This window comes from Rugamonas rubra, from assembly GCF_900114705.1.
GTDB lineage: Bacteria > Pseudomonadota > Gammaproteobacteria > Burkholderiales > Burkholderiaceae_D > Rugamonas > Rugamonas rubra.
In genome coordinates this window covers 39,630-65,508 of sequence record NZ_FOTW01000017.1, presented here as the reverse complement: position 1 = coordinate 65,508, position 25,879 = coordinate 39,630, and the positions used below count along the sequence as shown (strand labels likewise).

The 25,879-nt window shown below is 66.0% G+C and carries 27 protein-coding genes; 19 read left to right on the top strand and 8 right to left on the bottom strand.

Annotation, left to right across the window (positions count from 1 at the left end; all coding sequences use genetic code 11):
- Positions 1–197 precede the first annotated feature (197 nt).
- The 3 genes from BM252_RS18025 to BM252_RS18015 form a co-directional block, all read right to left on the bottom strand.
- On the bottom strand, positions 198–815 hold the full coding sequence (locus tag BM252_RS18025) for a hypothetical protein (RefSeq protein ID WP_093389055.1): 618 nt from the start codon (positions 813–815) through the stop codon (positions 198–200).
- Positions 816–902: 87 nt separating this feature from the next.
- Positions 903–1,502: a hypothetical protein gene (locus BM252_RS18020; RefSeq protein WP_139236591.1), complete on the bottom strand. Its 600-nt coding sequence runs from the start codon at positions 1,500–1,502 to the stop codon at positions 903–905.
- 177 nt (positions 1,503–1,679) lie between these two features.
- The gene (locus tag BM252_RS18015; RefSeq protein WP_093389053.1) at positions 1,680–3,191 is read right to left on the bottom strand and encodes a metallophosphoesterase; all 1,512 of its coding nucleotides are present in this window, start codon (positions 3,189–3,191) and stop codon (positions 1,680–1,682) included.
- A gap of 165 nt (positions 3,192–3,356) precedes the next feature.
- Between BM252_RS18015 and BM252_RS18010 the strand changes: the two genes are divergently transcribed.
- Positions 3,357–4,085, top strand: a complete 729-nt coding sequence (locus BM252_RS18010; RefSeq protein WP_093389162.1) for an HAD family hydrolase — start codon at positions 3,357–3,359, stop codon at positions 4,083–4,085.
- A gap of 116 nt (positions 4,086–4,201) precedes the next feature.
- A complete protein-coding gene (gene hrcA, locus BM252_RS18005) occupies positions 4,202–5,218 on the top strand; it encodes a heat-inducible transcriptional repressor HrcA (protein WP_093389052.1) in 1,017 nt (338 codons plus the stop codon).
- A 42-nt stretch (positions 5,219–5,260) separates the two neighbouring features.
- Here the strand turns inward: hrcA and fur are convergent, their stop codons facing one another.
- Positions 5,261–5,689 carry a ferric iron uptake transcriptional regulator gene (fur, locus tag BM252_RS18000; RefSeq protein WP_093389051.1) on the bottom strand — a complete coding sequence of 143 codons (429 nt, stop codon included), beginning with the start codon at positions 5,687–5,689 and terminating at the stop codon, positions 5,261–5,263.
- A gap of 78 nt (positions 5,690–5,767) precedes the next feature.
- On the opposite strand from fur, the gene BM252_RS17995 reads away from it, so the two are divergent.
- From BM252_RS17995 to BM252_RS17970, 6 genes are read left to right on the top strand one after another with little or no spacing between them, the layout of a single operon-like run.
- Complete coding sequence (locus BM252_RS17995; protein ID WP_093389050.1) at positions 5,768–6,424, top strand: outer membrane protein assembly factor BamE; 657 nt, start codon at positions 5,768–5,770, stop codon at positions 6,422–6,424.
- Positions 6,425–6,427: 3 nt separating this feature from the next.
- Positions 6,428–7,249 (top strand): 4-hydroxy-tetrahydrodipicolinate reductase, encoded by an 822-nt coding sequence (gene dapB, locus BM252_RS17990; protein WP_093389049.1) that lies wholly within the window; start codon positions 6,428–6,430, stop codon positions 7,247–7,249.
- A gap of 12 nt (positions 7,250–7,261) precedes the next feature.
- Positions 7,262–7,948 carry a MotA/TolQ/ExbB proton channel family protein gene (locus BM252_RS17985; protein WP_093389048.1) on the top strand — a complete coding sequence of 229 codons (687 nt, stop codon included), beginning with the start codon at positions 7,262–7,264 and terminating at the stop codon, positions 7,946–7,948.
- A gap of 11 nt (positions 7,949–7,959) precedes the next feature.
- Positions 7,960–8,391, top strand: a complete 432-nt coding sequence (locus BM252_RS17980) for an ExbD/TolR family protein (protein ID WP_093389047.1) — start codon at positions 7,960–7,962, stop codon at positions 8,389–8,391.
- Entirely contained in the window at positions 8,391–8,717 is a 327-nt protein-coding gene (locus BM252_RS17975) for a barstar family protein (protein WP_093389046.1), read from the top strand. The genes BM252_RS17980 and BM252_RS17975 overlap by 1 nt, the downstream gene beginning before the upstream one ends.
- 29 nt (positions 8,718–8,746) lie before the next feature.
- Entirely contained in the window at positions 8,747–9,238 is a 492-nt protein-coding gene (locus BM252_RS17970; protein WP_093389045.1) for a DUF7000 family protein, read from the top strand.
- Positions 9,239–9,485: 247 nt separating this feature from the next.
- On the opposite strand, the gene map is transcribed toward BM252_RS17970, so the two are convergent.
- The 4 genes from map to BM252_RS17950 all read right to left on the bottom strand — a co-directional run bounded on the left by map (position 9,486) and on the right by BM252_RS17950 (position 11,871).
- On the bottom strand, positions 9,486–10,265 hold the full coding sequence (map, locus tag BM252_RS17965) for a type I methionyl aminopeptidase (RefSeq protein WP_245774330.1): 780 nt from the start codon (positions 10,263–10,265) through the stop codon (positions 9,486–9,488).
- Between the two features lie 43 nt (positions 10,266–10,308).
- The gene (locus tag BM252_RS17960) at positions 10,309–10,593 is read right to left on the bottom strand and encodes a ParD-like family protein (RefSeq protein WP_093389043.1); all 285 of its coding nucleotides are present in this window, start codon (positions 10,591–10,593) and stop codon (positions 10,309–10,311) included.
- A 73-nt stretch (positions 10,594–10,666) separates the two neighbouring features.
- Entirely contained in the window at positions 10,667–11,032 is a 366-nt protein-coding gene (locus BM252_RS17955) for a VOC family protein (protein WP_093389161.1), read from the bottom strand.
- Positions 11,033–11,106: 74 nt separating this feature from the next.
- On the bottom strand, positions 11,107–11,871 hold the full coding sequence (locus tag BM252_RS17950) for an AraC family transcriptional regulator (protein ID WP_093389160.1): 765 nt from the start codon (positions 11,869–11,871) through the stop codon (positions 11,107–11,109).
- A gap of 162 nt (positions 11,872–12,033) precedes the next feature.
- Between BM252_RS17950 and leuS the strand changes: the two genes are divergently transcribed.
- The 11 genes from leuS to BM252_RS17900 all read left to right on the top strand — a co-directional run bounded on the left by leuS (position 12,034) and on the right by BM252_RS17900 (position 25,872).
- A complete protein-coding gene (gene leuS / locus BM252_RS17945; RefSeq protein ID WP_093389159.1) occupies positions 12,034–14,676 on the top strand; it encodes a leucine--tRNA ligase in 2,643 nt (880 codons plus the stop codon).
- Between the two features lie 4 nt (positions 14,677–14,680).
- Positions 14,681–15,274 carry an LPS-assembly lipoprotein LptE gene (locus BM252_RS17940; RefSeq protein WP_093389042.1) on the top strand — a complete coding sequence of 198 codons (594 nt, stop codon included), beginning with the start codon at positions 14,681–14,683 and terminating at the stop codon, positions 15,272–15,274.
- A gap of 19 nt (positions 15,275–15,293) precedes the next feature.
- On the top strand, positions 15,294–16,310 hold the full coding sequence (gene holA / locus BM252_RS17935; RefSeq protein WP_093389041.1) for a DNA polymerase III subunit delta: 1,017 nt from the start codon (positions 15,294–15,296) through the stop codon (positions 16,308–16,310).
- Positions 16,311–16,363: 53 nt separating this feature from the next.
- Positions 16,364–17,635, top strand: a complete 1,272-nt coding sequence (locus BM252_RS17930) for a glutamate-5-semialdehyde dehydrogenase (protein WP_093389040.1) — start codon at positions 16,364–16,366, stop codon at positions 17,633–17,635.
- A 9-nt stretch (positions 17,636–17,644) separates the two neighbouring features.
- On the top strand, positions 17,645–19,051 hold the full coding sequence (locus BM252_RS17925; RefSeq protein WP_093389039.1) for an AAA family ATPase: 1,407 nt from the start codon (positions 17,645–17,647) through the stop codon (positions 19,049–19,051).
- Between the two features lie 6 nt (positions 19,052–19,057).
- Complete coding sequence (locus BM252_RS30275) at positions 19,058–19,669, top strand: hypothetical protein (RefSeq protein ID WP_139236589.1); 612 nt, start codon at positions 19,058–19,060, stop codon at positions 19,667–19,669.
- 3 nt (positions 19,670–19,672) lie between these two features.
- Complete coding sequence (locus BM252_RS17920; RefSeq protein ID WP_093389038.1) at positions 19,673–20,104, top strand: CopD family protein; 432 nt, start codon at positions 19,673–19,675, stop codon at positions 20,102–20,104.
- A 10-nt stretch (positions 20,105–20,114) separates the two neighbouring features.
- Positions 20,115–20,717, top strand: a complete 603-nt coding sequence (locus tag BM252_RS17915) for a 2-hydroxychromene-2-carboxylate isomerase (RefSeq protein ID WP_093389037.1) — start codon at positions 20,115–20,117, stop codon at positions 20,715–20,717.
- A gap of 71 nt (positions 20,718–20,788) precedes the next feature.
- The gene (locus BM252_RS17910; RefSeq protein WP_425442336.1) at positions 20,789–21,991 is read left to right on the top strand and encodes a THUMP domain-containing class I SAM-dependent RNA methyltransferase; all 1,203 of its coding nucleotides are present in this window, start codon (positions 20,789–20,791) and stop codon (positions 21,989–21,991) included.
- A gap of 210 nt (positions 21,992–22,201) precedes the next feature.
- Positions 22,202–23,485 carry a multidrug effflux MFS transporter gene (locus tag BM252_RS17905; protein WP_093389035.1) on the top strand — a complete coding sequence of 428 codons (1,284 nt, stop codon included), beginning with the start codon at positions 22,202–22,204 and terminating at the stop codon, positions 23,483–23,485.
- A gap of 284 nt (positions 23,486–23,769) precedes the next feature.
- Complete coding sequence (locus BM252_RS17900) at positions 23,770–25,872, top strand: HDOD domain-containing protein (protein ID WP_093389158.1); 2,103 nt, start codon at positions 23,770–23,772, stop codon at positions 25,870–25,872.
- Positions 25,873–25,879: the final 7 nt, after the last annotated feature.

Genomic DNA, 25,879 nt, shown 5'->3' with positions numbered 1-25,879 from the left:
CCTGCACGTAAACCGTCCGGGCAAAAAAAAGCCCGCTGGTGAAAGCGGGCGAAATCCAATTCTTTGCAGAAGTGGAGGAGACGGATCTAGTATGCTGCGGCGCCGCATATAACGCCAATTTATCTTTCGCATACCAGATATCACAGTCTGTGATGTCTCTCCATCCAGCGGCGCGCCAGCATCGCGCCGCGTCTCCACTACAGCGGCTTGCAGTTGACCTGGACGTTGCGCACCAGTTCGTCGCCCATGATGCCGACGCCATTGACGACCGTGCAAAACTGGCCCTTGGGCTGGGACTGCACGGTGATGCCGTAGGAGGCGCCATGTTCGACCGGACCGAAGCTGAAGACCGGGTTGCTGCCGTCGGTGGTGCCGGCGATGGTGGTCGTGCCGCTGGTGCTGCCGTTGATCAACACCAGTGCGGCGTCATCCTTACCCACCGGCGTCAGGCCGACCACCCAGCCCGTCACCATGTAGGCGTTCTTGGTGCAGCTGAAGATGGCCGCGATGCTGGTGGTCTGGCCAGCCGTGCCCGAGACGCCGCGGTAGGGGTTGCAGGTCATGTGGTCGGGGTTGCGCTTGACGGTGACGCTGTAGGCGTCGCCGTAGGACAGGCGGCGGCCGAAGGTGAAGTTGACGTCGCCAGCGCCAGGCGCCACGTCGACGTCGTCATTGCCGCCCATGGTCAGTTTCAGGCCGGGGGTAGTCAGGCCCATGACGGTGCCGCTGACGTCGAACGAGGCTTTGCCGCCGCAGCCGGCCAGCGCCAGGATCAGTGCCAGCGCCGCTGAGGCGCGCAGGGTCGAAAATTTCATTGCATTCTCCAAAGGGGGAGGACGGCGCGGCCGCTCGGGCCGCCGCGCCAGGTCAGGTTGCTTGGCTTGTTTGTGCTTGCTGCTTGCTTACTTGCTGCAGACGACGCTGATGTTGTCGATGGCGCTGGTGGCCATGGTGCCGTTGCCGTTGCTGACGACGCAGTTCTTGGCGCTGCCCAGCGGGCTGGTCAGCACGGTCACGCCGTAGGGCGAGCCGACCATGACCTTCGGCAGGCTGAACTTGACGGGCGCGCCCGCCGTGGCCGGCTTCGGCACGGCGGCCGTTTCACTGCCGTTGGCCAGCACCAGCGAGCCGTCGCCGGCGTCCAGACCGGTGACGGTGCCGCCCAGCGCATAGCTGTCGGTGACGCAGGTGACCACCGTCTGCACCACGGTGTAGGTGTTGGCCTTGTTCCTGTTGTTGGCGATCGTGCACTTGGAATTGTCCGGCTGCTTGAAGATCTCGATGAAGAAGTCCTTGTCGTCGGCGATCAGCTCGCTGAAGCGGAAGGTTCCGTCGGTGGCCGCCGGCTTGGTTTCCCAGCTGCCGTTCTTCAGGACCATGTTGGGCTGGGTCAGGCCTTTGATGGTGCCGCCGAGCACCATGTTGCCGTTGCCGCCGCCGCAGGCGCCCAGGGTTGCCGCGCACAGCAGGGCCAAGCCCGAACGGATGTAAATACTTTTCATAAACACTCTCTCCAAAAACGAATCGGGGCCGGGACGGCTGTAACGCGGCCGTCGCGCACGGCGCGCGTGGGCGCCGGCGGGAGACCGTATGCTACACGGAATTGGCGCATATTTTAGTGCATTTGCTAATGCCCGGACGCAAACCCTTGTAACAGCATGTGAAATTGCCGGCGCCGGCTATTCGACCTTGGCCAGCGCGCAGCGCGAGCGGCGGCCGTCGATCTGGCAGGTGTTGCGCAGGACGCCGTGGCGGTCGTGCACCCGCACCAGCCACTGCTCGGCGCCCTGGCGTTCCATGGTCATGAAGCCGAAGCCGTCTATCCACGAGCTCAGTTGCTCGACCACGGCGCCGGGCGCCGGGCTGGCGCCGGGCGGCAGCGGCGCCGGCAGCGGCACCACGTCCTCGGCGGTGCCGGAGAAGCCGGCGATGAACTGGCTCGGGTGGGCGCTGGAAAAGCTGACCTGCTGCCACAGGTGGACATGGCCCGACAGCATGGTCTGGATGCGCTCGGGCAGCAGCAGCGGGTTGAGCGCGCCGAAGGCCTGCTGCAGGCCGGCGTCGCCCGGCCGCAGGACGATGGCGCCGTCGGCGCCGCGCTCGGCGCCGAAGCCGAGCAGCGGATGGTGGTTGACGCCGATGTTGCGGCTGGCGCGGCGCGCCAGCGCGTCGAGCTGGCGGTAGGCGTCCTGGTAGCGGCGGTAGCCGAGCGAGTCCGGCTTGAGCCCGCGCCACGAGGTGGCGGCCGTGTCGAGCACCAGCAGCTGGGTGTCCTGGCCGAGCGGCACGGCGTAGGGTTCGCTGTAGTCGCCGACGGCGTCGTCGGCCGTGGCGTTGCAGTCGCGCCCCGGCAGCAGCGGGCGCGGGTCGAGCAGGCGCCACCAGCCCTGGCCGGCGCGCTCGCAGGACTCGTGGTTGCCGCGCGCCACCACCCACGGCGCCGCCCGCAGCAGCGCCGCGCCGGGTGCGAAGAAGTCGGCGTTCCAGGCGTCCCAGCCGTAGCCCCAGGGGCTGCCGGCGCAGCCGGCGTTGCCGGCCGGGCAGGGGTGTTCGCGGTAGTGGTAGTCGCCGACGTGGACCACCAGCTCGGGGCGCCAGGCGGCGGCGGCGGCCGCCACCGTGGCGAAGGGGTATTGCTCGGCGTCGTTGCAGGCCTGGTAGCTGTCGCCGTCGTCGCTGCGCTTGAGGCGGCAGCCGGTGTCGCCGATGACGACGATGCGGCGCGCTTCGCCGCGCGGCAGCGGCAGGGCGCGGCCCAGCACGCTGGCGCTGGCGGTGCCGGCCGGCAGCGCCGCCTCGCAGCTGAGCACCGGGAAGGCCACGGCCTTGGCCACGGCCTTGGCCACGGCCTTGGCCACGGCTGTGGCATCCGCCTTGGCCAGCGCCGAGCCCGCCGCCTTGGTGTCGGCCCGGCGCGGCGCCAGCGTGGCGGCCGGCGCGCGCAGCGTCATCGGCAGTGTGCGGCCGTCCAGTTCGATGGCCGGGCAGGCCGGCGCGGCGGTCAGCACGCGGGCCACGGCGGCGCCCTCCGGCCCCAGCACGACGAAGCTGGCGAATTCCTCGGCGCCGCCCGGCGCGGCGGGCGGCGCCAGGCCGGCGCAGCCGGTCAGCAGCGCCGACAAGGCGAGTAGGGCGGGCGGCAACAACGATGGCGGCGCGGCGGCGCGCGCGGCGGCAAGGGCGTAGGGCATGGCTTTCACTCCTGGGGCAAGGCAGTATGACAGCCACGTATGATAGCCGCGAAGCGCCCCGCTGGCACGCTCCGCCATGCATTCGGGGAAATATTGCCGCAAAGGCTGGCGGCGCGCCGGCGCGGGAAGTGCGACAATACTTTCTCCACCACCATCGCCCATGCCATGTCCACCACCGCCGTCCCGCCCGCCGCCGTCCGTCCCTTGGCCGTCCTGTTCGACCTCGACGACACCTTGTGGCCGATCGGCCCCGTCATCGCCCGCGCCGAGCTGACGCTGCACGCCTGGCTGGGCCAGCACGCGCCCAAGGTGGCGCGGCGCTTTTCCATCGAGCAGCTGCGCGAGCGCCGCATGGAGCTGCTGCGCCGCCAGCCCGAGCTGGCCATCGACCTGAGCGCGGTGCGCCGCGCCGGCCTGCTGGCCGCCTTCGCCGAGGCCGGCGAGGACGCGCTCCATGTCGAGGCGGCGATGCGCCACTTCCTGGCCGCCCGCAACGAGGTGGTGCCCTACGACGACGTGCTGCCCGGCCTGCTGCGGCTGAAGCAGCGGCTGCGCCTGGGCACCATCAGCAACGGCAACGGCGACCTGGCGGCGATCGGCCTGGAGCAGCATTTCGAGGTCAGCCTGGCGGCCTGCCATTTCGGCCGTGGCAAGCCGGACCCGGCGATCTTCCTGGCCGCCTGCGCCACGCTCGGCGTGGCGCCGCAGCAGGCCGTCTACGTCGGCGACGACCTGCGGCTCGACGTGGTCGGCGCCCAGGGCGCCGGCCTGCGCGCCGTCTGGTTGAACCGCCACGGCGGCGACGCCCACCTGGCCGCCGGCGTGGTGCCGGACGCCATCTGCAGTAGTTTTGACGAAGTTCGCCACTGGATCGAGCGCCAGCTGGAAGAATGATGCCCAGCACCGCCGTCAAGCGTGCATAATAAGAACACCGCCCTCGAATCCTCCGGGCAACACCCGATACCACTCGTTAGCAACTTGCTAGCAACCTAGCCGCCGCACACAGAACCATGCAACTCGACACCCGTGCCCAAACCCTGCTCAAAGCCCTGGTCGAGCGTTACATCGCCGACGGCCAGCCGGTCGGTTCGCGCGCGCTCTCGAAGATCTCCGGCCTCGACCTGTCGCCGGCGACGATCCGCAACATCATGGCCGACCTCGAGGAGATGGGCTACGTGGCCAGCCCGCACACCTCGGCCGGCCGGGTGCCGACGCCGCGCGGCTACCGCATCTTCGTCGACACCCTGCTGACCGTGCAGCACTTCGACGAGCACGCCGTCGAGGGCCGCATGCGCCTGCAGGCGCCGCAGCCGCAGAAGATGATCGCCAACGCGGCGCAGATGTTGTCGTCGCTGTCGCAGTTCGCCGGCGTGGTGCTGAGCCCGCGGCGCGAATCGGTGTTCCAGCAGATCGAGTTTTTGCGTTTGTCCGAGAAGCGCATCCTGCTGGTCATCGTCGGCCCCACCGGCGACGTGCAGAACCGCCTGCTGCTGACCGACGTCGACTACACGCCGGCCCAGCTGGTGCAGTCGGCCAACTACATCAACCAGAACTATGGCGGCCTGGGCTTCGACGAGGTGCGCACGCGCATGCAGGCCGAGCTGCGCCAGCTGCGCGACGACATGGGCCGGCTGATGCAGGCGGCCGTCGAGGCCGGCAGCGAGGCGATGGCCGACAGCTCCGACGACATGGTCATCGCCGGCGAGCGCAACCTGCTGTCGGTGAGCGACCTGTCGTCCAACATGAGCTCGCTGCGGCAGATGTTCGACATGTTCGAGCAGAAGACCGGGCTGATGCAGCTGCTCGACGTCTCGAGCAAGGCCAGCGGCGTGCAGATCTACATCGGCGGCGAGTCCAACCTGGTGCCGATGGACGAGATGAGCGTGGTGACGGCGCCCTACGCGGCCAACGGCAAGATCGTCGGCACGCTGGGGGTGATCGGCCCGACCCGCATGGCCTACGAGCGGGTGATCCCGATCGTCGACATCACCGCCAAGTTGTTGTCGAACGCGCTGAGCCAGCATTGACGCGGCCCCGGCCGTGCGGCCGGGCGTCCTGTTTGAAGCGGCTTAGGCCTTGTGCGGGCAGGCCGTCTTGACGCAATTGCCATAGATCGCCAGCGCGTGCTCGGCGATGTGGAAGCCGCGCTCCTTGGCGATCATCTGCTGGCGCTGCTCGATCTCGGCGTCGAAAAACTCCTCGACGCGGCCGCAGTCCAGGCACACCAGGTGGTCGTGGTGGGAACCCTCGTTGAGTTCGAAGATCGCCTTGCCCGTCTCGAAATGGTTGCGGTTGAGCAAGCCGGCTTGTTCGAACTGGGTCAGCACGCGGTAGACGGTGGCCAGGCCGACGTCCATATTGTCGGCCAACAGGATCTTATACACGTCTTCGGCGGTCAAATGGCGTACCGGGCTGCTCTGGAAGATGTCGAGGATCTTCAGCCGCGGCAGGGTGGCTTTCAGGCCGCTGGCCTTCAGGTCGGAGGGATTGTTACTCATGTTTGTTACTCTATTCTGGTTCATGTGCTTTATGATATAGCGTTTTGGCACTTCTGCTCAATCCAATTGAGGACACTTATGCGCGTCACCCAGGCTTTATCGCAGTCTTTGTTGCACCGTCTTACACAGCGCGCGCCCCGCTTGACGGGCGCCGTGTGCGTCGCGCTGGCCGCCGTTGCCGTCACGGGTTGCGCCAGCCGCACCGTGCTCGGCGAGAAGCCGGCCGCCGCCCAGCAGGAGAGCGCCAGCGTCGCCCCGGCCAGCGGCGCGCAGACCACCAATATCACCAAGTTGCAGAAGTTCATGTGGTTCTTCTCGCCCTATCGGCCCGACATTCAACAGGGCAACTTCGTCTCCGAGGAGATGCTCGCCCAGTTGAAGGTCGGCATGACGCGCGACCAGGTCCGCTTCATCTTCGGCACCGCGCTGCTGACCGACATCTTCCACGCCGACCGCTGGGACTATCCCTTCCGCCTGGCCAAGGGCAACGGCGAGGTGACCAGCAGCCGCGTCGTGGTGTTCTTCAAGGACGGCAAGGTCGACCGCTTCGAGGGCGGCAACCTGCCGACCGAGAAGGAATACATCGCCCGCATCGCCGGCCCCGCGCCGGTGCTGAAAAACCCGAACGCGCCCGCGCTGCAGCCGGCGCCGAGCAGCGCGCCGCTGCCCGCCGGTAACGACAACGCCGCCGCCCGCCCTGTCGAGGTGACGCCGGTCATCAAGAACAAGGACTAAGCCATGACTGAACTGAACATCGCCGTCGCCGGCGCCGGCGGCCGCATGGGCCGCATGCTGATCGAAGCCATCCTGGCCGCGCCCGACGCGCGCCTGGCCGGCGCCCTCGACGTGGCCGCCGCCCCCGGCGCCGGCAGCGACGCCGCCGCCTTCCTCGGCAAGCCGACCGGCGTGCTGATCGAGTCCGAGCTGGCCAAGGGCCTGGCGGACGCCGCCTTCCTGATCGACTTCACCCGCCCCGAGGGCACGCTGGAGCACGTCGCCTATTGCGCCGAGCACGGCATCAAGATGATCATCGGCACCACCGGCTTCGACGAGGCCGGCAAGGCCGCCATCGCCGAGGCGGCCAAGAAGACCGCCATCATGCTGTCGCCCAACATGAGCGTCGGCGTCAACGTCACCCTCAAGCTGCTCGAACTGGCGGCGAAGAGCCTGGCCACCGGCTACGACATCGAGGTCATCGAGGCACACCACCGCCACAAGGTCGACGCCCCGTCCGGCACCGCGCTGAAGATGGGCGAAGTGCTGGCCGGCGCGCTGGGCCGCGACCTGAAGGACTGCGCCGTCTACAGCCGCGAAGGCATCACCGGCGAGCGCGACCCCTCGTCGATCGGCTTCGCCACCATCCGTGGCGGCGACATCGTCGGCGACCACACGGTGTTGTTCGCCGGCACCGGCGAGCGCATCGAGATCAGCCACAAGTCGAGCAGCCGCATCACCTACGCCCACGGCGCGCTGCGCGCCGCGCGTTTCCTGGCGGACAAGCCGAACGGCCTGTTCGACATGAACGACGTGTTGTCGCTCAACACGCCGGCCGGCGCCTGATCGCCGACCGACATGGGCGCCACCGCCGCTAACCACTTCAGTCTGGCGAGCTACTGGCAGCAGGGCGACGCCATCAGCCACGCCGTCGCCTACCTGTTGCTGGCGATGTCGCTGCTGAGCTGGTACTTCATCCTCTCCAAGTCGCTGGCGGCCTGGCGCGTGCGGCGCAGCGCGCCGGCGTTGCAGGCCTTTTGGGACGCGCCGACCATGCACGACGGCGTCGCCGGCCTGGTCCTGGCCGACCCGGAGGACATCTACGCGCCGCTGGCGCGGCAGGGCGCGGCCCAGCTGATGGCGGCCGGCCGGCCGTCGATAGGCGGCGAGCTCGGCCATGCCGAGCAGGTCACCCGCGTGCTGCGCGCCGCCATCCACCACAGCACGGCGCGGCTCGAGTCCGGCCTGACCCTGCTCGCCTCGATCGGCGCCACGGCGCCCTTCATCGGCCTGCTGGGCACGGTGTGGGGCATCTACCACGCGCTGGCCAACGTCTCGGCGGCCGGCGCGGTGCAGATCGACAAGGTCGCCGGCCCGGTCGGCGAGGCGCTGATCATGACCGCCATCGGCCTGACGGTGGCGATTCCGGCGGTGCTGGCCTACAATGGATTCAACCGCGTCAACCGGCTCACCCTGGCCGAGCTGGACGCCTTCGCGCACGACCTGCACGCCTACCTGAGCAGCGGCGAGCGCCTGCGCCACTAAACGGAGCGCACATGGCATTCGGCGCCTTCAACCACCACCGCCAGCAGGGCCCGATGGCCGACATCAACGTCACGCCGATGGTCGACGTGATGCTGGTGTTGCTGGTGATCTTCATCCTCAGCGCGCCGATGTTCACCAGCGCCGTCAAGCTCGAGCTGCCGCGCGCCCAGGCGCAGGCGCAGCCGGCGCCGCCGGCCGCCAGCGTGACGCTGGCGATCGACGCCAAGGGACACATCTACTGGAACGACGAGGCGCTGGCCCTGCCCGCCCTGGACGCCCGCCTGCTGGCGGCGGCCGCGCTGCAGCCGCAGCCCGAGCTGCAGCTGCGCGCCGACAAGGACACCCGCTACGAGGTCGTCGCGCAGGTGATGGCGGCGGCGCAAGGGCGCGGCCTGAACAAGCTGAGCTTCGTCACCGACCCCAACCAACAAGAGAAAAAATAATGGCTACAGCACAATTGAATGGCGCAGCGATCGTCGACTTCCCCACCTTCCACGCGCAGTGCAAGACGGCGATGGGCTTCCCCGACACCTACGGCAACAGCATGGACGCCTGGGTCGACTGCCTCAGCTACCTGCGCGACGAGGACGGCATGAGCAAGTTCCGCCTGAAACCGAACGAGGTGTTGGAGATCGTCATCGACGGCGCCGAGGCGATGCGCGCCGCCGTGCCGGATATTCTGGAGGAGGTCACGTATTGCGTGGCCGGCATCAACGAGCGCTACGAGGACTACGGCGAGAAGCCGGCCCTCAAGCTGGTGCTGCGCTAGGTGTCAGTTGAATTTGGAGGGAATGGGGGATGCCGAGCAAAAGTCTGAATGCACGTGTAGCAGCTTACAAAACCGCATTCTCCAGTGGAGAACTCCAAAAGACCTATCAAGATCTAGTTGGTATTGTTCAAAATCTAAGAACTGAATTCTCAAAGAAATACAAAAGTGAATTCTTGGTTGCGAATGTGCTACATGGCTATATAGATTTCACATACTTCTACTTGCAAAATGACTATCTCAAGAGGAAAAAACTCAAACTTGCGATTGTTTTCAACCATAAAAATGCCAACTTTGAGCTGTGGCTTCTTGGGCAAACAAAGGATGTACAGATTCTCTACTGGAGAAAACTAAAAGAAGTGAAGTGGGTCAATGAGGAGGCAATGCCAGAGTATTCAATTTTCGAAGCTCCTCTACTTTTGGCCCCAGACTTTGATAGTTCAACAAAGCTATCGGAGTCCATTCACAGTCAATTTGAAGCTCTGTCACAGGAAATTTTCAACACGCTGGCGGCCTACGAGTAATGCCACACAACACCGCAGTCGAGAGGGACGGCCACAAGCTGCGCTTGTGGTTCCCTAGGCTGCGCTCCGGCCGCCCCTCACTTTCACGTTGGGCCGCACAATCAGCGCTCGTTGGAGCATGAATCCAACAGAGTTTGCGGCCATTGCCAGCTCCCTGGCATGGCCAATTGCCGCGCACTTGGTCAAGACCCGCTTGCGCAAGTCCTGCAAGCAAATCGGCGGGTAGGACGCGGCGCAAATGATTGCATCAGGCCTCGGCTTGCACCTGCGCCGGCGCCGCCGGCTGGACCGCCGCCTTGCGCTCGCTGGCGATCAGCGACAACACCTCGTAGCCGGTCTCGGTCACCGCCACCATGTGCTCCCACTGCGCCGACAGGCTGCCGTCGCGCGTCTCCACGGTCCACTCGTCGTCCAGCTCGACCGTCGCGGCGCGGCCGGCGTTGATCATCGGCTCGATGGTGAACAGCATGCCCGGCTTCAACACCAGGCCCTGGCTCGGCTTGCCGTAGTGGGTCACCTGCGGCTCCTCGTGGTAGACCATGCCGATGCCGTGGCCGCAATAGTCGCGCACCACGCTGTAGCCGGCCTTCTCGGCCACCGTCTGGATGGCGTGGCCGACGTCGCCCAACGTGGCGCCGGGGCGCACCGCGCGGATGCCGGCCCACATCGCCGCGAAGGTGGTGTCGATCAGCTTCTGCGCCGCCTTGCTGGCCGTGCCGACCACGTACATGCGGCTGGTGTCGCCGTGCCAGCCGTCCTTGATGACGGCGACGTCGATGTTGATGATGTCGCCGTCGACCAGGATCTGGTCGGGCGCCGGAATGCCGTGGCAGACCACTTGGTTGACCGAGGTGCAGACGGTCTTGGGGAAGCCGCCGTAGCCGACGTTGGCCGGAATCACCTTCTGCGTGTTGACGATGTAGTCGTTGCACAGCTGGTCCAGATACTCGGTGCTGACGCCGGCCTTGACGTGCGGCTCGATGAAGGTCAGCACGTCGGCGGCCAGCTCGGCGGCCACGCGCGCCATCTCGATCTGCGCCGGGCTCTTGATGAGGATGGACAGGTCCTTCTTACGCTTGCTCATGGACGCCTCCCAGTACTTGCACGGCGGCGGCCAGGGCGGCCGGGTTGACGCTGGAGGCGTCGTTGGCGGCGCCCGGCAGGTGCACGCCGCCGTCCTGCGCGGCGCGCAGCAGCAGCTGGCAGATGTCGCTGTAGCGCAGGTCGGGGTTGGTCTCGGCCAGCAGGCCGATGCGCAGCCAGTGCTCGGCCTGGGCGTTCATCGAACGACTCAGCGCGCCGCTGGCGATGCGCAGGTTCTCGTGCATCTGGTCGGAAATCTTTACTATGCCCATCTCGTGCGCCCTCTATACGGTTTATATATGAAACGTATATTATCACGAACGGACGGGCGGCGTACAGTCGACCCTAGTTAATCGCCTTGGGGTCGAACAGCGGGTTCTCGATCAGGCCGAAGATGTTGCCGTAGGGGTCGAGCAGCTCGGCCACCTTGATGCCCTGGCCGACGTCCTGCACCGCCGAGAACACGGTGGCGCCCAGCGCGACGATGCGCTCCACCTCGTCCTCGATCTTGTCGACGCCCCAGTGGGCGCGGTTGCCGCTGATGCCGGGCTGGCCATCGGGGAACAGGCCCAGTTCGAAGCCGCCGACGGCGAAGCCGATGTAGAACGGCTGGTCGAAGTAGGGCGCCACGCCGAGCACCTGGCTGTACCAGGCCTTGCCCTGTTGCATGTCCGGCACCGGGTACATCACCGCGCGCAAGCCTTTGATCATGTTGCTCTCCTGAGGTTGTTTGGAAAACAGCATCTTGCCACGCCGCCGGCCGGGGCGATTGGAAAAATGGAAGCTCAGTCGGCCGCCAGGAAGCGTTCCGGCGCGCGGCCGGCGAACTCCTGGAAGTCGTGGATCAGGTGGGACTGGTCGAAGTAGCCGCAGTCCAGCGCCAGTTGCGCCCAGTCCGGCGCGGCGCCGCCGCGCAGCGCCTCGGTGGCGCGGCGGAAGCGGCAGATGCGCGCGTACAGCTTGGGCGCCAGGCCGACGCGGGTGCGGAACAGCGTCGCCAGGTGCTGGCGCGACACGCCCAGCCGCTCGGCCAGGCCGGCGATGCGGCCGGCGCCGCCGTCGCCGGCTATGGCGGCCAGGGCGGCGGCCACCAGCGCCTCGCTGGAGTTGGCGCGCGCCGCGTCGGCGCCGCGCCGCAGCCGCTCCAGCAGCTGCGCCTCGAGCAGGGCCAGGCGGGCGCGCTCGGCCAGCTCGTCGGTCCACAGGGCGTCGGCCAGGCGCGCCGCCTCGCCACGCCCCCATAGTTCATCCATGCCGGCGCGCTGGTCGGTCAGCGCGTGTAGCGGCAGCGCGAGGAAGCGGCCGGCCGCGCCCGGCTTGAAGCGCACCGCCACGGTCTGCACCAGGCCGCTGCTGACGACCTCGATGGCGCCGCTCATCATGCCGACGGCGAAGCCGTCCGGATGCTGGTTCTGCCACAGGATGTCGACGCAGTTGTCCGGCAGCACGCGGTGCGACACCGCCTGCGCGCGGCCGTGCACGCGGCAGGTCCACAGGCAGTCGACATGGCGCGCCAGCGCCGGATGGGGGGCATATTCCTGATAGAGCATGGCCGCCATTCTACCGCCCGGCCCGGTGCGCGGGCCGGGCGGGCGCCGCCGATTTTGCCGCAATGCAGCACTCCGCCGGCCCCGGCGTGCTACACAACTGATTCAGCCAGTATAATGTCCGGTTCATATTCACTTTTGGCCCCCACGCTGGCCGCACATATCATGCAAGATAAATATAGTCCCGCCGACGTCGAACAAGCCGCCCAATCCCACTGGAAGGCGATCGACGCCTACAAAGCCGTCGAGAACGACCCGCGTTTCCCGAAAGGCAAGTATTTCGCTTGCTCGATGCTGCCTTACCCTTCGGGCAAGCTGCACATGGGCCACGTGCGCAACTATACGATCAATGATGTGATGTACCGCTACCTGCGGATGAACGGCTACAACGTGCTGATGCCGATGGGCTGGGACGCCTTCGGCATGCCGGCCGAGAACGCGGCGATGGCCAACAACGTGCCGCCGGCGCAGTGGACCTATTCCAACATCGCCCACATGCGCGAGCAGATGGAGTCGATGGGCCTGGCGATCGACTGGTCGCGTGAAATGACCGCCTGCAAGCCGGAATACTACAAGTGGAACCAGTGGATGTTCCTCAAGATGCTGGAAAAAGGCATCATCTACAAGAAGACCGGCACCGTTAACTGGGACCCGGTCGACCAGACCGTGCTGGCCAACGAGCAGGTCGTCGACGGCCGCGGCTGGCGTTCCGGCGCGCTGATCGAAAAGCGCGAGATCCCGATGTACTACGCCCGCATCACCGACTACGCCGACGAGTTGCTGGAATACGTCGACACCAAGCTGCCCGGCTGGCCCGAGCGCGTGCGCACCATGCAGACCAACTGGATCGGCAAGTCGACCGGCGTGCGCTTCGCCTTCCCGCACCAGATCCAGGACGCCGCCGGCGCGCTGATCGGCGATGGCAAGATGTACGTCTTCACCACCCGCCCGGACACCGTGATGGGCGTGACCTTCGCCGCCGTCGCCGCCGAGCACCCGCTGGCCGTGCACGCCGCGCAGAGCAACCCCGAGCTGGCCGCCTTCAACGCCGAGTGCAAGCTCGGCTCGGTGATCGAGGCCGACATGGCGACGATGGAGAAGAAGGGCATGCCGACCGGCCTGTTCGTCACCCATCCGTTGACTGGCGCCCAGGTCGAGGTCTGGGTCGGCAACTACGTGCTGATGAGCTACGGCGACGGCGCCGTGATGGGCGTGCCGGCCCACGACGAGCGCGACTTCGCCTTCGCCAAAAAATACCATCTGCCGATCAAGCAGGTCATCGCCGCCGAAGGCAAGGAGTTCTCCACCGAGGCCTGGCAGGAGTGGTACGGCGACAAGGAGCAGGCCGTGGTCTGCAACTCGGCCCAGTTCGACGGATTGAACTACGCCGCCGCCGTCGAGGCGGTCGCCGCCGAAATGGCCGCCAAGGGCCTGGGCGAGAAGAAGATCACCTTCCGCCTGCGCGACTGGGGCATCTCGCGCCAACGCTACTGGGGCACGCCGATCCCGATGATCCACTGCGCCGACTGCGGCACCGTGCCGGTGCCGGAAAAAGACCTGCCGGTCGTGCTGCCGGAGGACTGCGTGCCCGACGGCAGCGGCAACCCGCTCAACAAGCACGAGGCCTTCCTCAAGTGCGACTGCCCGCAGTGCGGCAAGCCGGCCCGCCGCGAGACCGACACCATGGACACCTTCGTCGACTCGTCGTGGTACTACATGCGCTATACCTCGCCCGGCTCGAACGCGGCCATGGTCGACGCGCGCAACGACTACTGGATGCCGATGGACCAGTACATCGGCGGCATCGAACACGCCGTCATGCACCTGCTGTACGCCCGCTTCTGGACCAAGATCATGCGCGACTTCGGCCTGGTCAAGTTCGACGAGCCCTTCGTCAACCTGCTGACCCAGGGCATGGTGCTCAACGAGACCTACTACCGCGAGGAGGCCTCCGGCAAGAAGACCTGGTTCAACCCGGCCGACATCGACCTGACCCTGGACGACAAGGGCCGCCCGCAAGGCGCCACGCTGAAGAGCGACGGCCAGCTGGTCAACATCGGCGGCACGGAAAAAATGTCGAAGTCGAAGAACAACGGCATCGACCCGGCCGCGCAGATCGAACAGTACGGCGCCGACACCGCGCGCCTGTTCACCATGTTCGCCTCGCCGCCGGAGCAGACGCTGGAATGGTCGGGCAGCGGCGTCGAGGGCGCCAACCGCTTCCTGCGCCGCGTCTGGGCCTACGGCTACGCCCAGGCCGGCCGCATCGGCGGCGCGCTGACGTCGGCCGCCGCGCCGGTCGCCACCGAGCCGCAGAAAACCCTGCGCCGCGAACTGCACAAGATCCTGCAGCAGGCCGACTACGACCTGAAACGCATCCAGTACAACACCGTCGTCTCGGCCTGCATGAAGATGCTCAACACGATGGAGTCGGCCAAGCTGGACGACAGCGCCGAATCGAACGCGCTGATCGCCGAGGGCTTCTCGATCTTCCTGCGCCTGCTCAATCCGGTGGCGCCGCACATCACCCACGTGCTGTGGCAGGAACTGGGCTACGCCGGCGTGTTCGGCGACCTGCTCAACGCCGCCTGGCCGCAGGTCGACCCGGCCGCGCTGGAACAGGCCGAGATCGAGATGATGATCCAGGTGAACGGCAAACTGCGCGGCAGCATCACCGTCGCCAAGGGCGCCGACAAGGCCTCGATCGAGGCCGCCGCGCTGGCCTGCGAGGCGGTGCAGAAGTACATCGAGACGCCGCCGAAGAAGATCATCGTGGTGCCGGGCAAGTTGATCAGCATCGTGGTCTAAGACGATGGCCACCACCTCCCCGACGATGCGCCGGGCCGGCCTGTGCGGCGCCCTGTTGGCGCTGACGCTGCTGCTGTCGGCCTGCGGCTTCCACCTGCGCGGCCAGGGCAGCCAGTACCTGCTGCCCTTCCCGACCCTGTACGTCGGCCTGCCGGAGTCGTCGCCGCTGGCGATCGACCTGAAGCGCACCGTGCGCGCCTACGGCGGCACCACCATCGTCGCCACGCCGAAGGAGGCCGACGGCATCATCGAGGTGCTGAGCGATCCGGAGAAGACGCGCAGCAAGTCGATCCTGTCGCTCAACGCCAGCGGCCGGGTGCGCCAGTACCTGCTGTCCTACGCCATCGTGTTCCAGGTGCGCGACCAGCAGGGCAACCTGCTGCTCGGCCCGACGCAGATCAACCTGACCCGCGCGCTGGACTTCAACGAGACCCAGCTGCTGGCCAAGGAGCAGGAGGAGGCGCTGCTGTACAAGGACATGCAGTCCGACCTGGTGCAGCAGATGATGCGCCGCATGGCGGCGATCAAGCCGGTGGCGGCGATGTCGCTGGCGCCGGACGTGCCGGCGCGGGCGCCCGCGTCGGCGCCGCAGCAGTAACCAGGACCGAGGACGAGGCATGCAATTGCGGCTTGAAGCGCTGGACGGCCATGTCGGGAAACCGCTGGCCCAGCTGTACGTGATCACCAGCGACGAACATCTGCTGGCGCTGGAGGCGGCCGACAAGATCCGCCGCGCCGCCCGCGCCCAGGGCTATTCGGAGCGCGACGTGCTGAGTGTCGAGCGCAGCTTCAAATGGGGCGAGCTGCTGGCGGCCAACCAGTCGCTCTCGCTGTTCGGCGACAAGAAGCTGATCGAGCTGCGCATCCCCACCGGCAAGCCGGGCAAGGACGGCGGCGCCGCGCTGCAGGCCTATGTGAAGGACCTCAGCCCGGACAACCTGACCCTGATCACCCTGCCCAAACTTGACTGGCAGACGCAGAAGGCGGCCTGGGTGGCGGCGCTGCAGCAGGCCGCCGTCTACATCGACATCCCGCAGGTCGAGCGGGCCCAGCTGCCCAACTGGATAGGCCAGCGCCTGGCCGCCCAAGGCCAGAGCGCCGACCGGCAGAGCATCGACTTCATCGCCGAGCGGGTCGAGGGCAACCTGCTGGCGGCGCACCAGGAGATCCAGAAGCTGGCCCTGCTGCACGAGCCGGGCAAGCTGGCCTACGAGCAGGTGCACGACGCCGTGCTCAACGTGGCGCGCTACGACGTGTTCAAGCTGAGCGAGGCCATGCTGGCCGGCGATCCGGCGCGGCTGGTGCGCATGCTCGAGGGCCTGAAGGGCGAGGGCGAGGCGCTGCCGCTGGTGCTGTGGGCGGTGTCGGAGGAGATCCGCACGCTGTTAAAATTGAAGGCCGCGATGGCCCAGGGCCGCCCGCTGGGCGCGCTGCTGAAGGAATACCGCATCTGGGGGCCGCGCGAGCGGATGATGGACCCGGCGCTGCGCCGCATCCCGCTGGCCACGCTGGAGGCGGCCATGCGCGACGCCGCCCAGGTCGACAAGATGATCAAGGGGCTGCGCGCCAAGGCCTTCGCCGGCGACGCCTGGGACGCCATGCTGCAACTGGCGCTGAAGGTGGCGCGCGGCTAGCCGCCGCCGCCGGCGCGACGGACCGACACGAACACTCTGCACAGGGACAGGCAATGACAAGCGATATCAAGCAGTACATGGAACAAGTGGGCCAGCGGGCGCGGGCCGCCTCGCGCGCCATGGCCCGGGCCGACAGCGCCACGCGCAACCGCGCGCTGTCGCTGATCGCCGACGCCATCGTGCGCGACAGCGCGCTGCTGCGCGCCGCCAACCAGCAGGACATGGACAGCGCCCGCGCCGCCGGCCTGGCGCCGGCCATGCTCGACCGCCTGGCCCTGTCCGACAAGGCCATCGACACCATGGTCGAGGGCCTGCGCCAGATCGTCGCCCTGGCCGACCCGATCGGCGAGATCTCCGGCTTGAAGTTCCGCCCGTCCGGCATCCAGGTCGGCCAGATGCGCGTGCCGCTGGGCGTGATCGGCATCATCTACGAGTCGCGTCCCAACGTCACGGTGGACGCCGCCGGCCTGTGCATCAAGAGCGGCAACGCCACCATCCTGCGCGGCGGCTCCGAGGCGATCCACTGCAACCGCGCGCTGGCCAAGCTGGTCAAGGAAGGCCTGCTGGGGGCAGGCCTTCCGGCCGATGCGGTCCAAGTGGTCGACACCACCGACCGCGCCGCCGTCGGCGCCCTGATCACCATGCCGCAGTACGTCGACGTCATCGTGCCGCGCGGCGGCAAGGGCTTGATCGCGCGCCTGATGGAGGAGGCCACCGTGCCGATGATCAAGCACCTGGACGGCATCTGCCACGTCTACATCGACGCCCAGGCCGACCTGCAGAAGGCGGTCGAGATCGGCTTCAACGCCAAGTGCCACCGCTACGGCACCTGCAACACCATGGAAACGCTGCTGGTGGCGCGCGCCGTCGCGCCGACCGTGCTGCCGCTGCTGGCCGAGCGCTACGCCGGCCAGCAGGTCGAGCTGCGCGCCGACGCCGAGGCGCAGGCCATCCTGGCCGGCTACCCGCAGCTGGCCGCCGCCACCGAGGAGGACTGGTCCACCGAATACCTGGCGCCTATCCTGGCGGTGAAGGTGGTGGCCGACATGGACGAGGCGATGGACCACATCAACCGCTACTCGTCCAAGCACACCGAGGCCATCGTCACCGAGAACTACAGCGACGCCATGCGCTTCCTGCGCGAGGTCGACTCGGCCTCGGTGATGGTCAACGCCTCGACCCGCTTCGCCGACGGCTTCGAATACGGCCTGGGCGCCGAGATCGGCATCTCCAACGACAAGCTGCACGCCCGCGGCCCGGTCGGGCTGGAGGGGTTAACCTCGTTAAAATATGTGGTGTTCGGCCATGGTGAAGTGCGTTCCTAGGGGGCAACTATGCTTACGCGACTGCGGGTGAAGGGCTTTAAAAGTCTTGAGGATGTCGAGGTTCGTTTTGGCCCGCTGACATGTATTGCGGGCGTAAACGGCGTTGGAAAATCAAATCTATTCGATGCGATATTGTTTCTGAAGTACTTGGCGGATGCCCCAATTATTGAGGCCGCGACGCAAATCAGGAACAGTGGGCGGCAGCGCGTAAATATCTCTTCTTTGTTCACAAAGACGGCCACCCACCAGGCAGAATTGATGGAGTTTGAAGCTGATTTTTTGGTGGATAAAACAGTAGTAGATGATTTCGGGCGGGAGGCTAAGGCAAAAGTTACCTATCTTCGCTATAAGCTTGCGCTGAAGTACATTCCGGCTTCCGGCACCTCCCCGGAGGGAATCGAGCTCGCGTCTGAATCTTTGGGATTTATTCAAAAGGGTGAGGCGCGTCGCGAGTTGGGGTTTGAAATGTCGAAAGATTTTTTCAATTCTGCGTACTACGGCACCAGTAAAAATGACTTCATCTACATGGATGATAATGCCGTTGGCGTGGTGAAAATCCGTCAAGATCAGACCGCTGGCCAGCCAATTAGCATCCCTATCGCCAAAGCTGGACGTACGGTGCTGAGCAACATAAATACCATTGATAGACCTACTGCTCTAGCTGCGCGTCGCGAAATGCAGTCATGGGTTCTCCTACAATTGGAGTCTAGCTCATTGCGAAAGCCAGATGATTTTTCGGCCGCCAGCACCGTATCGGCGGCTGGTGAACACTTGCCGGCAGCGCTTGATAGGTTAAAGAAAAATGAAGAGATCGCCAGCCAGTTATCGAACTTGCTACCGGACGTGGCGAATGTCTTCGTTGATATCGATGAAAAACGACAACTAAAGACGCTGTTGTTGGAAACTACAAGTGGAATTCGACATGAGGCCCGCTCTCTGTCCGATGGCACCTTGCGCTTTCTTGCTCTTTCTATTATTGGTGCCGACCCAGCTTTTGGTGGTGTCATTTGCTTGGAGGAGCCAGAGAATGGCATTCATCCGGCGCGTATCCCGGCAATCGTTGAGCTGTTGAGGCAAATGGTCGTCGATTTGGATAGTCAAATTAGTCCTGATAACCCGTTGCGTCAAATAATAATTAATACGCATTCGCCATTGGTGATTCAACGATTGCAAACAGAGGAAGTAATAGTTTCGCAGGTTAGTCGCCGGGATGGAGCGTCCTTATCTACTTTTAGTCCGTTGATTGGGACTTGGCGTGAAAAAATGACGAATGAGTCTGGCGGAAACGTTCATGCTGTCGCATTTGGCGCATTGCTGGCTTACTTGGCGGAGGATGATCCGAACGAGAAAACGGTTATTGGAAAGGCTAATGTCATGCAGGAGTTCCGTCATCAGTTTGATTTGCAACTGAATTGATCGGGGATGAAGACAATAAGATACACGCTGGTGACTGATGGAAGTTCTGATGTTGCATTAAAACCGATCATAGAATGGCTGGTCGCCCAGCATCGTCCAGAGATTGGTTTGATCGGTGAATTGGCCAAGGATATGGGCACTGTCGGACTAGCGCTCGCAGCAAGAGTTCCTCAGGCCATAAGGCTATTTCCTTGCGATATATTGTTTGTTCATCGCGATGCGGAAGGTGAACCCCTGCAGCGAAGGATGGATGAAATCGACGCCGTCACTCGTGATTTACATGTCAAGTACGTGCCAATTGTTCCCATCCGAATGACGGAGGCTTGGCTTTTGTCTGACGAACTTGCGATTCGCTCCGCCGCTGAAAACCGGGCCGGCCGCGCACCACTCAATTTGCCTGCCAAGAGAAACTGGGAGACCGTGAACGACCCCAAGCGTGTTCTTTTTGACGCGTTGATCGCGGCCTCGGGGAAGTCGGGGCGTGCGCTCAGCAAGTTTAGCCCCGCACGCCAACGAGCTCTTGTCGCGCAAAGGACCACTGATTTCTCCGCTCTGCGCGGGCTGCTATCGTTTGATGTTTTTGAAGAAAAACTGCTTGAAATATTACGGGAAATTTAATATATGCTTTGGATTAAAGCGTTGCACATCCTCTTCATCACGTCCTGGTTTTCCGGGCTGTTCTACCTGCCACGGCTGTTCGTCAACCTGGCGATGGAGAACGAGACGGTGACCACCGAACGCCTGCTGCTGATGGCGCGCAAGCTGTACCGTTTCACCACGCTGCTGTCGGTGCCGGCCGTGCTGCTCGGCTTCGCCCTGCTGTGGCTGCAGTACGGCGGCGGCCCGGACGGCTTCAAGATGCCCGGCTGGATGCACGCCAAGCTGTTCGTCGTGCTGCTGGTGATCGGCTACCACCACGCCTGCGGCTCGCTGCTGCGCAAGTTCGAGAACGGCGCCAACCAGCGCAGCCACAAGTGGTTCCGCGTGTTCAACGAGCTGCCGGTGTTCATGCTGCTGGCCATCGTCGTGCTGGTCGTGGTCAAACCTTTCTGAGCGGGGCCGTATGACTAAAGTCTGCCAATATTATTTCGCGCCCCACTCGCCGTGGAGCTACCTGGGCCACGAGCGCTTCGTCGCCATGGCGCGCCGGCACGGCGCGCAGATCGACCTGCGCCCGCTCGACCTGGGCAAGGTGTTCGGCCAGTCCGGCGGCCTGCCGCTGGCCAAGCGCGCGCCGCAGCGCCAGGCCTACCGCCTGACCGAGCTGGCGCGCTGGGCGGCGTTCCTGGACCTGCCGCTGAACGTGCAGCCGAAGTTCTTCCCCGTCTCGCCCGACCTGGCGGCGCGGCTGATCATCGCCACCCGGCTGGCGCTGGGCGTCGACACGGCCTTGCAGCTGAGCGGCGCCATCATGCGCGGCCTGTGGGCCGAGGAGAAGAACATCGGCGACGAGGAGACGCTGGCGCAGATCGCCAACGGCCTCGGCCTCGAGGGCCGCATGCTGCTCAAGTCGGTCGACACGGCCAGCGTGCAGGCGGAGTATGATCGCAACACCGACGACGCCAGCGCCGCCAGCGTGTTCGGCGCGCCGTGGTACGTCTACCAGGGCGAGAGCTTCTGGGGCCAGGACCGCCTCGACTTCCTCGAGCGGGCCCTGGCCAAGTAGTCTGTTCCACCCGATGTGTTTCACCCGAATTGATTTTTAGTGTTTGTTTTTTAACGGATAAAAGGTACACCATGGCTTCATATTTTTGCCCATGCCCGCGCGGCATGGAAGCGGCGTTGGCCGAGGAACTCGGCGAGATCGCCCAGGACAGCACCAGCCTGAAGGTGCACAACCAGGTTCCCGGCGGCGTGCACTGCTCGGGCGACCTGCACGACGCCTACCGCATCAACCTGCATTCGCGCATCGCCTCGCGCGTGCTGATGCGCATGGCCGTCACCGGCTACCAGAACGAGAACGACATCTACGACCTGGTGCTGGCCCAGCCGTGGGAAGACTGGTTCGATGTCGACCACACCATCCGCGTTGACGTCACCGCCGTCAAGTCGCCGCTGCGCAGCCTGGAGTTCACCACGCTGAAGATCAAGGACGCCGTCTGCGACCGCTTCCGCGACCAGTTCAACAAGCGTCCCTCGGTCGACACCAAGGCGCCGGACATGCGCATCGTCGGCTTCCTCGACGCGCGCCAGTTCACCATCTACCTCGACACCTCGGGCGAGGCGCTGTTCAAGCGCGGCTGGCGCGAGGAGACCGGCGACGCGCCGCTGCGCGAAAACCTGGCCGCCGGCCTGCTGCGCGTGTCGGGCTGGAAGCCGGGCACGCCGCTGTTCGACCCGATGTGCGGCTCCGGCACCATCCTGTGCGAGGCCGCCCAGATGGTGCAGGGCATCCCGCCGGGCGCGCGGCGCCGCTTCGCCTTCGAGAACTTCAACGGCTTCGACCCGGCGCCGTGGCAGGCCATGAAGGCCGCCGTCAAGGTCAACCCGTTGCCCGAGTCGCCGACCATCTTCGGCAGCGACATCTCCGGCGACATGGTGGAGATGACCCGCCACAACCTGCGCTGCGCCGGCATCCTGTTCGAGGTGCCGCTCAAGCAGATCGAGGCGCAGGAGGTCAAGGCGCCGACCGAGGCGCCCGGCATCCTGCTGACCAACCCGCCGTACGGCGAGCGGATCGGCGTGCGCGGCGACAGCAGCCTGCCCGAGGACGAGCTGGCCACCACCTTCTACTCGGCGCTGGGCACCACGCTCAAGCAGCGCTTCGCCGGCTGGACCGTGTTCCTGTTCACCGCCGACCTGGGCCTGCCGCGCCTGCTGCGCCTGAAGGAGGCGCGCAAGACGCCGTTCTTCAACGGCGCGCTGGAATGCCGCCTGTTCCGCTTCGACATGGTGGCCGGCTACAACCGCCGCGAGGAAGCCAAGCCGAAGACCGTCTAAGCGGCGGCGCCGGCTTTTTCGCCATGTGATTGAGCCGCGCCCCGCAACCCGGACGCCGGGGGCAGCCCGCCGCCTTGGCGCCGGACGGGGGCCGCCCCCTTCCTGCCGCATTGCGGGGTAGCGCGCCGCCCGGCCGGCGCGGCGCCATCCTCATCCCCCCATAACAAGGCGCGGCCGGCGCGGCCGGTCCGGCGCCCAACCGGACCACCCATGTTCCCGAATCCGCCCGCCATCCTGCCGCCCGATCCCGCCCCCGACATTCCACCGCCACCCGAACCGAGCCACCGCCGCGCGCTGGGCAACGGCCTGCTGGCCGCGATGCTGGCCGGCTTGTCGATGCTCGGCCCGTTCTCGATCGACGCCTACCTGCCGGCCTTCCCGGCGATCCAGGCCTCGCTGCAGGCCAGCCCGCTGGAGGTGCAGCAAAGCCTGACCTTCTACATGCTGTCGTTCTCGGTGATGGTGCTGTGGCACGGCGCGCTGTCGGACGCCTTCGGCCGGCGCAACGTGGTGCTGGTGGCGCTGGTCACCTTCGCCATCGGCACGCTGGGCTGCGCCGCCTCGCACACGGTGCACTACCTGTGGGCCTTCCGCGCGCTGCAGGGCGTCTCGGCCGGCGCCGGCGTGGTGGTCGGCCGCGCCATCATCCGCGACCTGTACGCCGACGCGGCGGCGGCGCGGCTGCTGTCGATGGTGACGATGATCTTCTCGATCGCGCCGGCCATCGCGCCGGTGGCCGGCGGCTGGATCGTCAAGCTGCTCGACTGGCGCGCCATCTTCCTGTTCCTGTTCGGCTACACGGTGCTGTTGTTCGTGCTGTGCTACCGCCGCCTGCCCGAGACGCTGCCGCCGCACAAGCGCCAGCCCTTCAACCCGCGCTACCTGATGCGCAACTACGGCCAGGTGTTCCGCTCGCCGCTGTTCCACCTCAAGTCCGGCGTGGTGGCGCTGAACTTCGCCGGCCTGTTCGTCTACATCACGGCGGCGCCGGTCTTGCTGCCGGTGCACCTGGGCCTCGGCCCCGACCAGTTCGCCTGGCTGTTCCTGCCCGCCGTCAGCGGCATCTTCCTCGGCGCCCTGGCGGCCAACCGCGTGGCCGGCAGGATCTCATTTTCGCGACAAATTGGTATTGGCTTCTGTTTCCTGCTGGCGGCCTCGATATTTAACGTTTGCTACCACCTGTGGCTGCCGCCGGCGCTGCCCTGGACGGTGGCGCCGATGTTCGTCTACACCTTCGGCATGTCGATGGTGGCGCCCGGCGCGACCCTGCTGGCGCTGGACCTGTTCCCGCACATCCGCGGCACGGTGGCGTCCTGCCAATCGTTCGCCTCGACCCTGCTGGCCGCCCTGGTGGCGGGCGTGATCGCGCCCTTCCTATCACATTCGGTATTGTGGCTAGCCGCCGGACAGATGGCCTTTAGTGCCTCTGCTCTCGCTTTGTGGTTGACGTCGCGCGCTTACCGGAGCATGCTATTACGCCATCCGACCAGGTAATTCATTAACGGCAGGAAAGTTAAAAAAGTTTAGTAGGAAATCTTTCTTGTTGATTAGTTATGCCTTTGTTTATGCTACTATCGATTTTTAAGCACGGTCAGACGGTTTACCAAGCCGTCGCAGCGACGTTTTCTTGTTACAACAGTTAACCAAATAACACCGTGGTGGCCCTTCGACCTTGAGTGCCGCTTCCCATTCAATGTCCCTTGGCGGCAATGCTTGATACGATGCAGCAATCAGAACACGATATCCGCAATCGCTTGTTGATTGCCCGCCTGCCGGCCATGCCGCAGATCCTCATCAAATTGATCGAGCACCTGCAGGCCGACGACGCCGGCATGCCCGAGTTGGCCGCCTTGATCGCCAAGGACGCCGGCATGACCAGCAAAATCCTCAGCGTCGCCAACAGCTCGGCCTACCACCGCCACAGCCGCAGCGTCAGCCTGGAGCAGTCGCTGGTGTCGCTCGGCACCGACATGATCAAGACGCTGGTGATCAGCGAATCGGTGTTCCAGACCTTCAACAGCTTTCCCCATTCCGGCAGCACCGACCTGCGCGGCTTCTGGAAGAACTCCTTGACCGCCGCCGTGCTGGCGCGCGACATCGCCAAGTGCATGGACTACCCGCACGCCGAGGAGGCCTACCTGGCCGGCCTGCTGCACAACGTCGGCCGGCTGGCCCTGCTGGCCACCGCGCCCAAGGAGTACGCGCTGAACTTCATGGCGCGCGACGACGAGGACCTGTGCGCCGTCGAGCAGCGCACCCTGCAGATCACCCACTCGGAGGCGGGCGCCTGGCTGATCGAGCGCTGGCACCTGGACTCCTTCCTGGCCGACAGCGTGCTGTACCACCACGAGCCGGCCGCCCGGCTCGAGGCGGCGCATCCCTTGATCCGCATCGTCCGCTTGTCGCACCTGCTGTGCAGCCACGGCGACGAGGAGGCCCACCAGGACGCCATCGCCGACGCCAGCCGCCTGTGCGGCCTGGAGCCCGACACCCTGGCCGCCGTGCGCAACGCCGCCGCGCGCCAGGTCGACAAGTCGGCCGCCTACCTGGGCATCGAGCTGGCCGGCGCCGACGACATCGTCGCGCCGCCGGCCTACGCGCCGCCGCCGCCGCTGGACCCGGTGCAGCAGCGCCTGTCCGAGGAGGTGCGCAACATGGTGCTGGTGTCCGAGATGGGCCAGACCTTCGCCCGCCAGCAGGGCGAGAGCGGCCTGCTCGACTCGATGACCCGCTCGGCGCGCATCCTGTTCGACCTGGGCAGCACCGTGGCCCTGCTGGAGAACCCCACCGGCCACGCCCTGGTCGGCTGCGCCGGCGGCGAGCAGCAGCAACGGCTGGCCGAACTGGCCATCCCGCTGGCCAAGGGCGGCGCCATCGCCGAGGCGGCGCGGCAGCGCCGGCCGGCCTACCTGGCGCGCGGCGACGCGGCGCTGACCCTGGCCGAGGAGCAGCTGTTCCGCATCCTCGGCAGCGAGGCCCTGGTCTGCCTGCCGCTGGTGGCCAACCAGCGCTGCCTGGGCGTGCTGGTCGGCGCCGCCGCCGCCTGGCAGCTGGCCGGCCTGCAGAAGCGCGAGCGCTTCATGCAATCGTTCGCCACCCAGGCCGCCGCCGCGCTGGAGACCACCTTGAGCGAGCGCGGCCACGCCCGCCGCCAGCTGGCCCACGTCGCCGAGGAGTACCGCGAGGCCTCGCGCCGCGTGGTCCACGAGGTCAACAACCCGCTGTCGATCATCAAGAACTACCTGTCGGTGCTCGACAGCAAGCTGGCGCGGCGCGAGCCGGTGGTCGGCGAGATGTCCATCCTCAACGAGGAGATCGACCGCGTCGGCCAGCTGATCAACGGCCTGGCCGATTTGCAGCCGAGCGAGACGGCGCGCCACACCGACGTCGCCCGCGTGGTCGACGACGTGCTGCGCCTGTTCCGCGCCACCGACTTCGTGCCGGCCTCGGTGCAGATCGTCGTGCGCATGCAGGAGGAGCCGGCCGAGATCGACGGCGACGCCGACATCCTCAAGCAGATCCTGGTCAACCTGGTCAAGAACGCCGTCGAGGCGATGCCCGCCGGCGGCAAGATCGACATCGCCAACCGCGGCCACGTCAACCGCGAGCGCCGGCTCTACCTCGAGCTGGTGGTCAGCGACAACGGCCCCGGCCTGTCGGCCGAGGTGCTGGCCAATTTGTTCGCGCCGGTGCGCAGCAGCAAGGAGGGGCCGCACCACGGCATCGGCCTGTCCATCGTGCACAACCTGGTCAAGAGGATGCAGGGCCTGATCACCTGCCGCTCCGGCCGCGCCGGCACCAGTTTTGAAATTTTGCTGCCCGCCCGGGGCAGCGCCAGCCAAGTCGTCGGCGTGCAAGCGCGGGCGATGGACTCCGTCTAAGGCCATG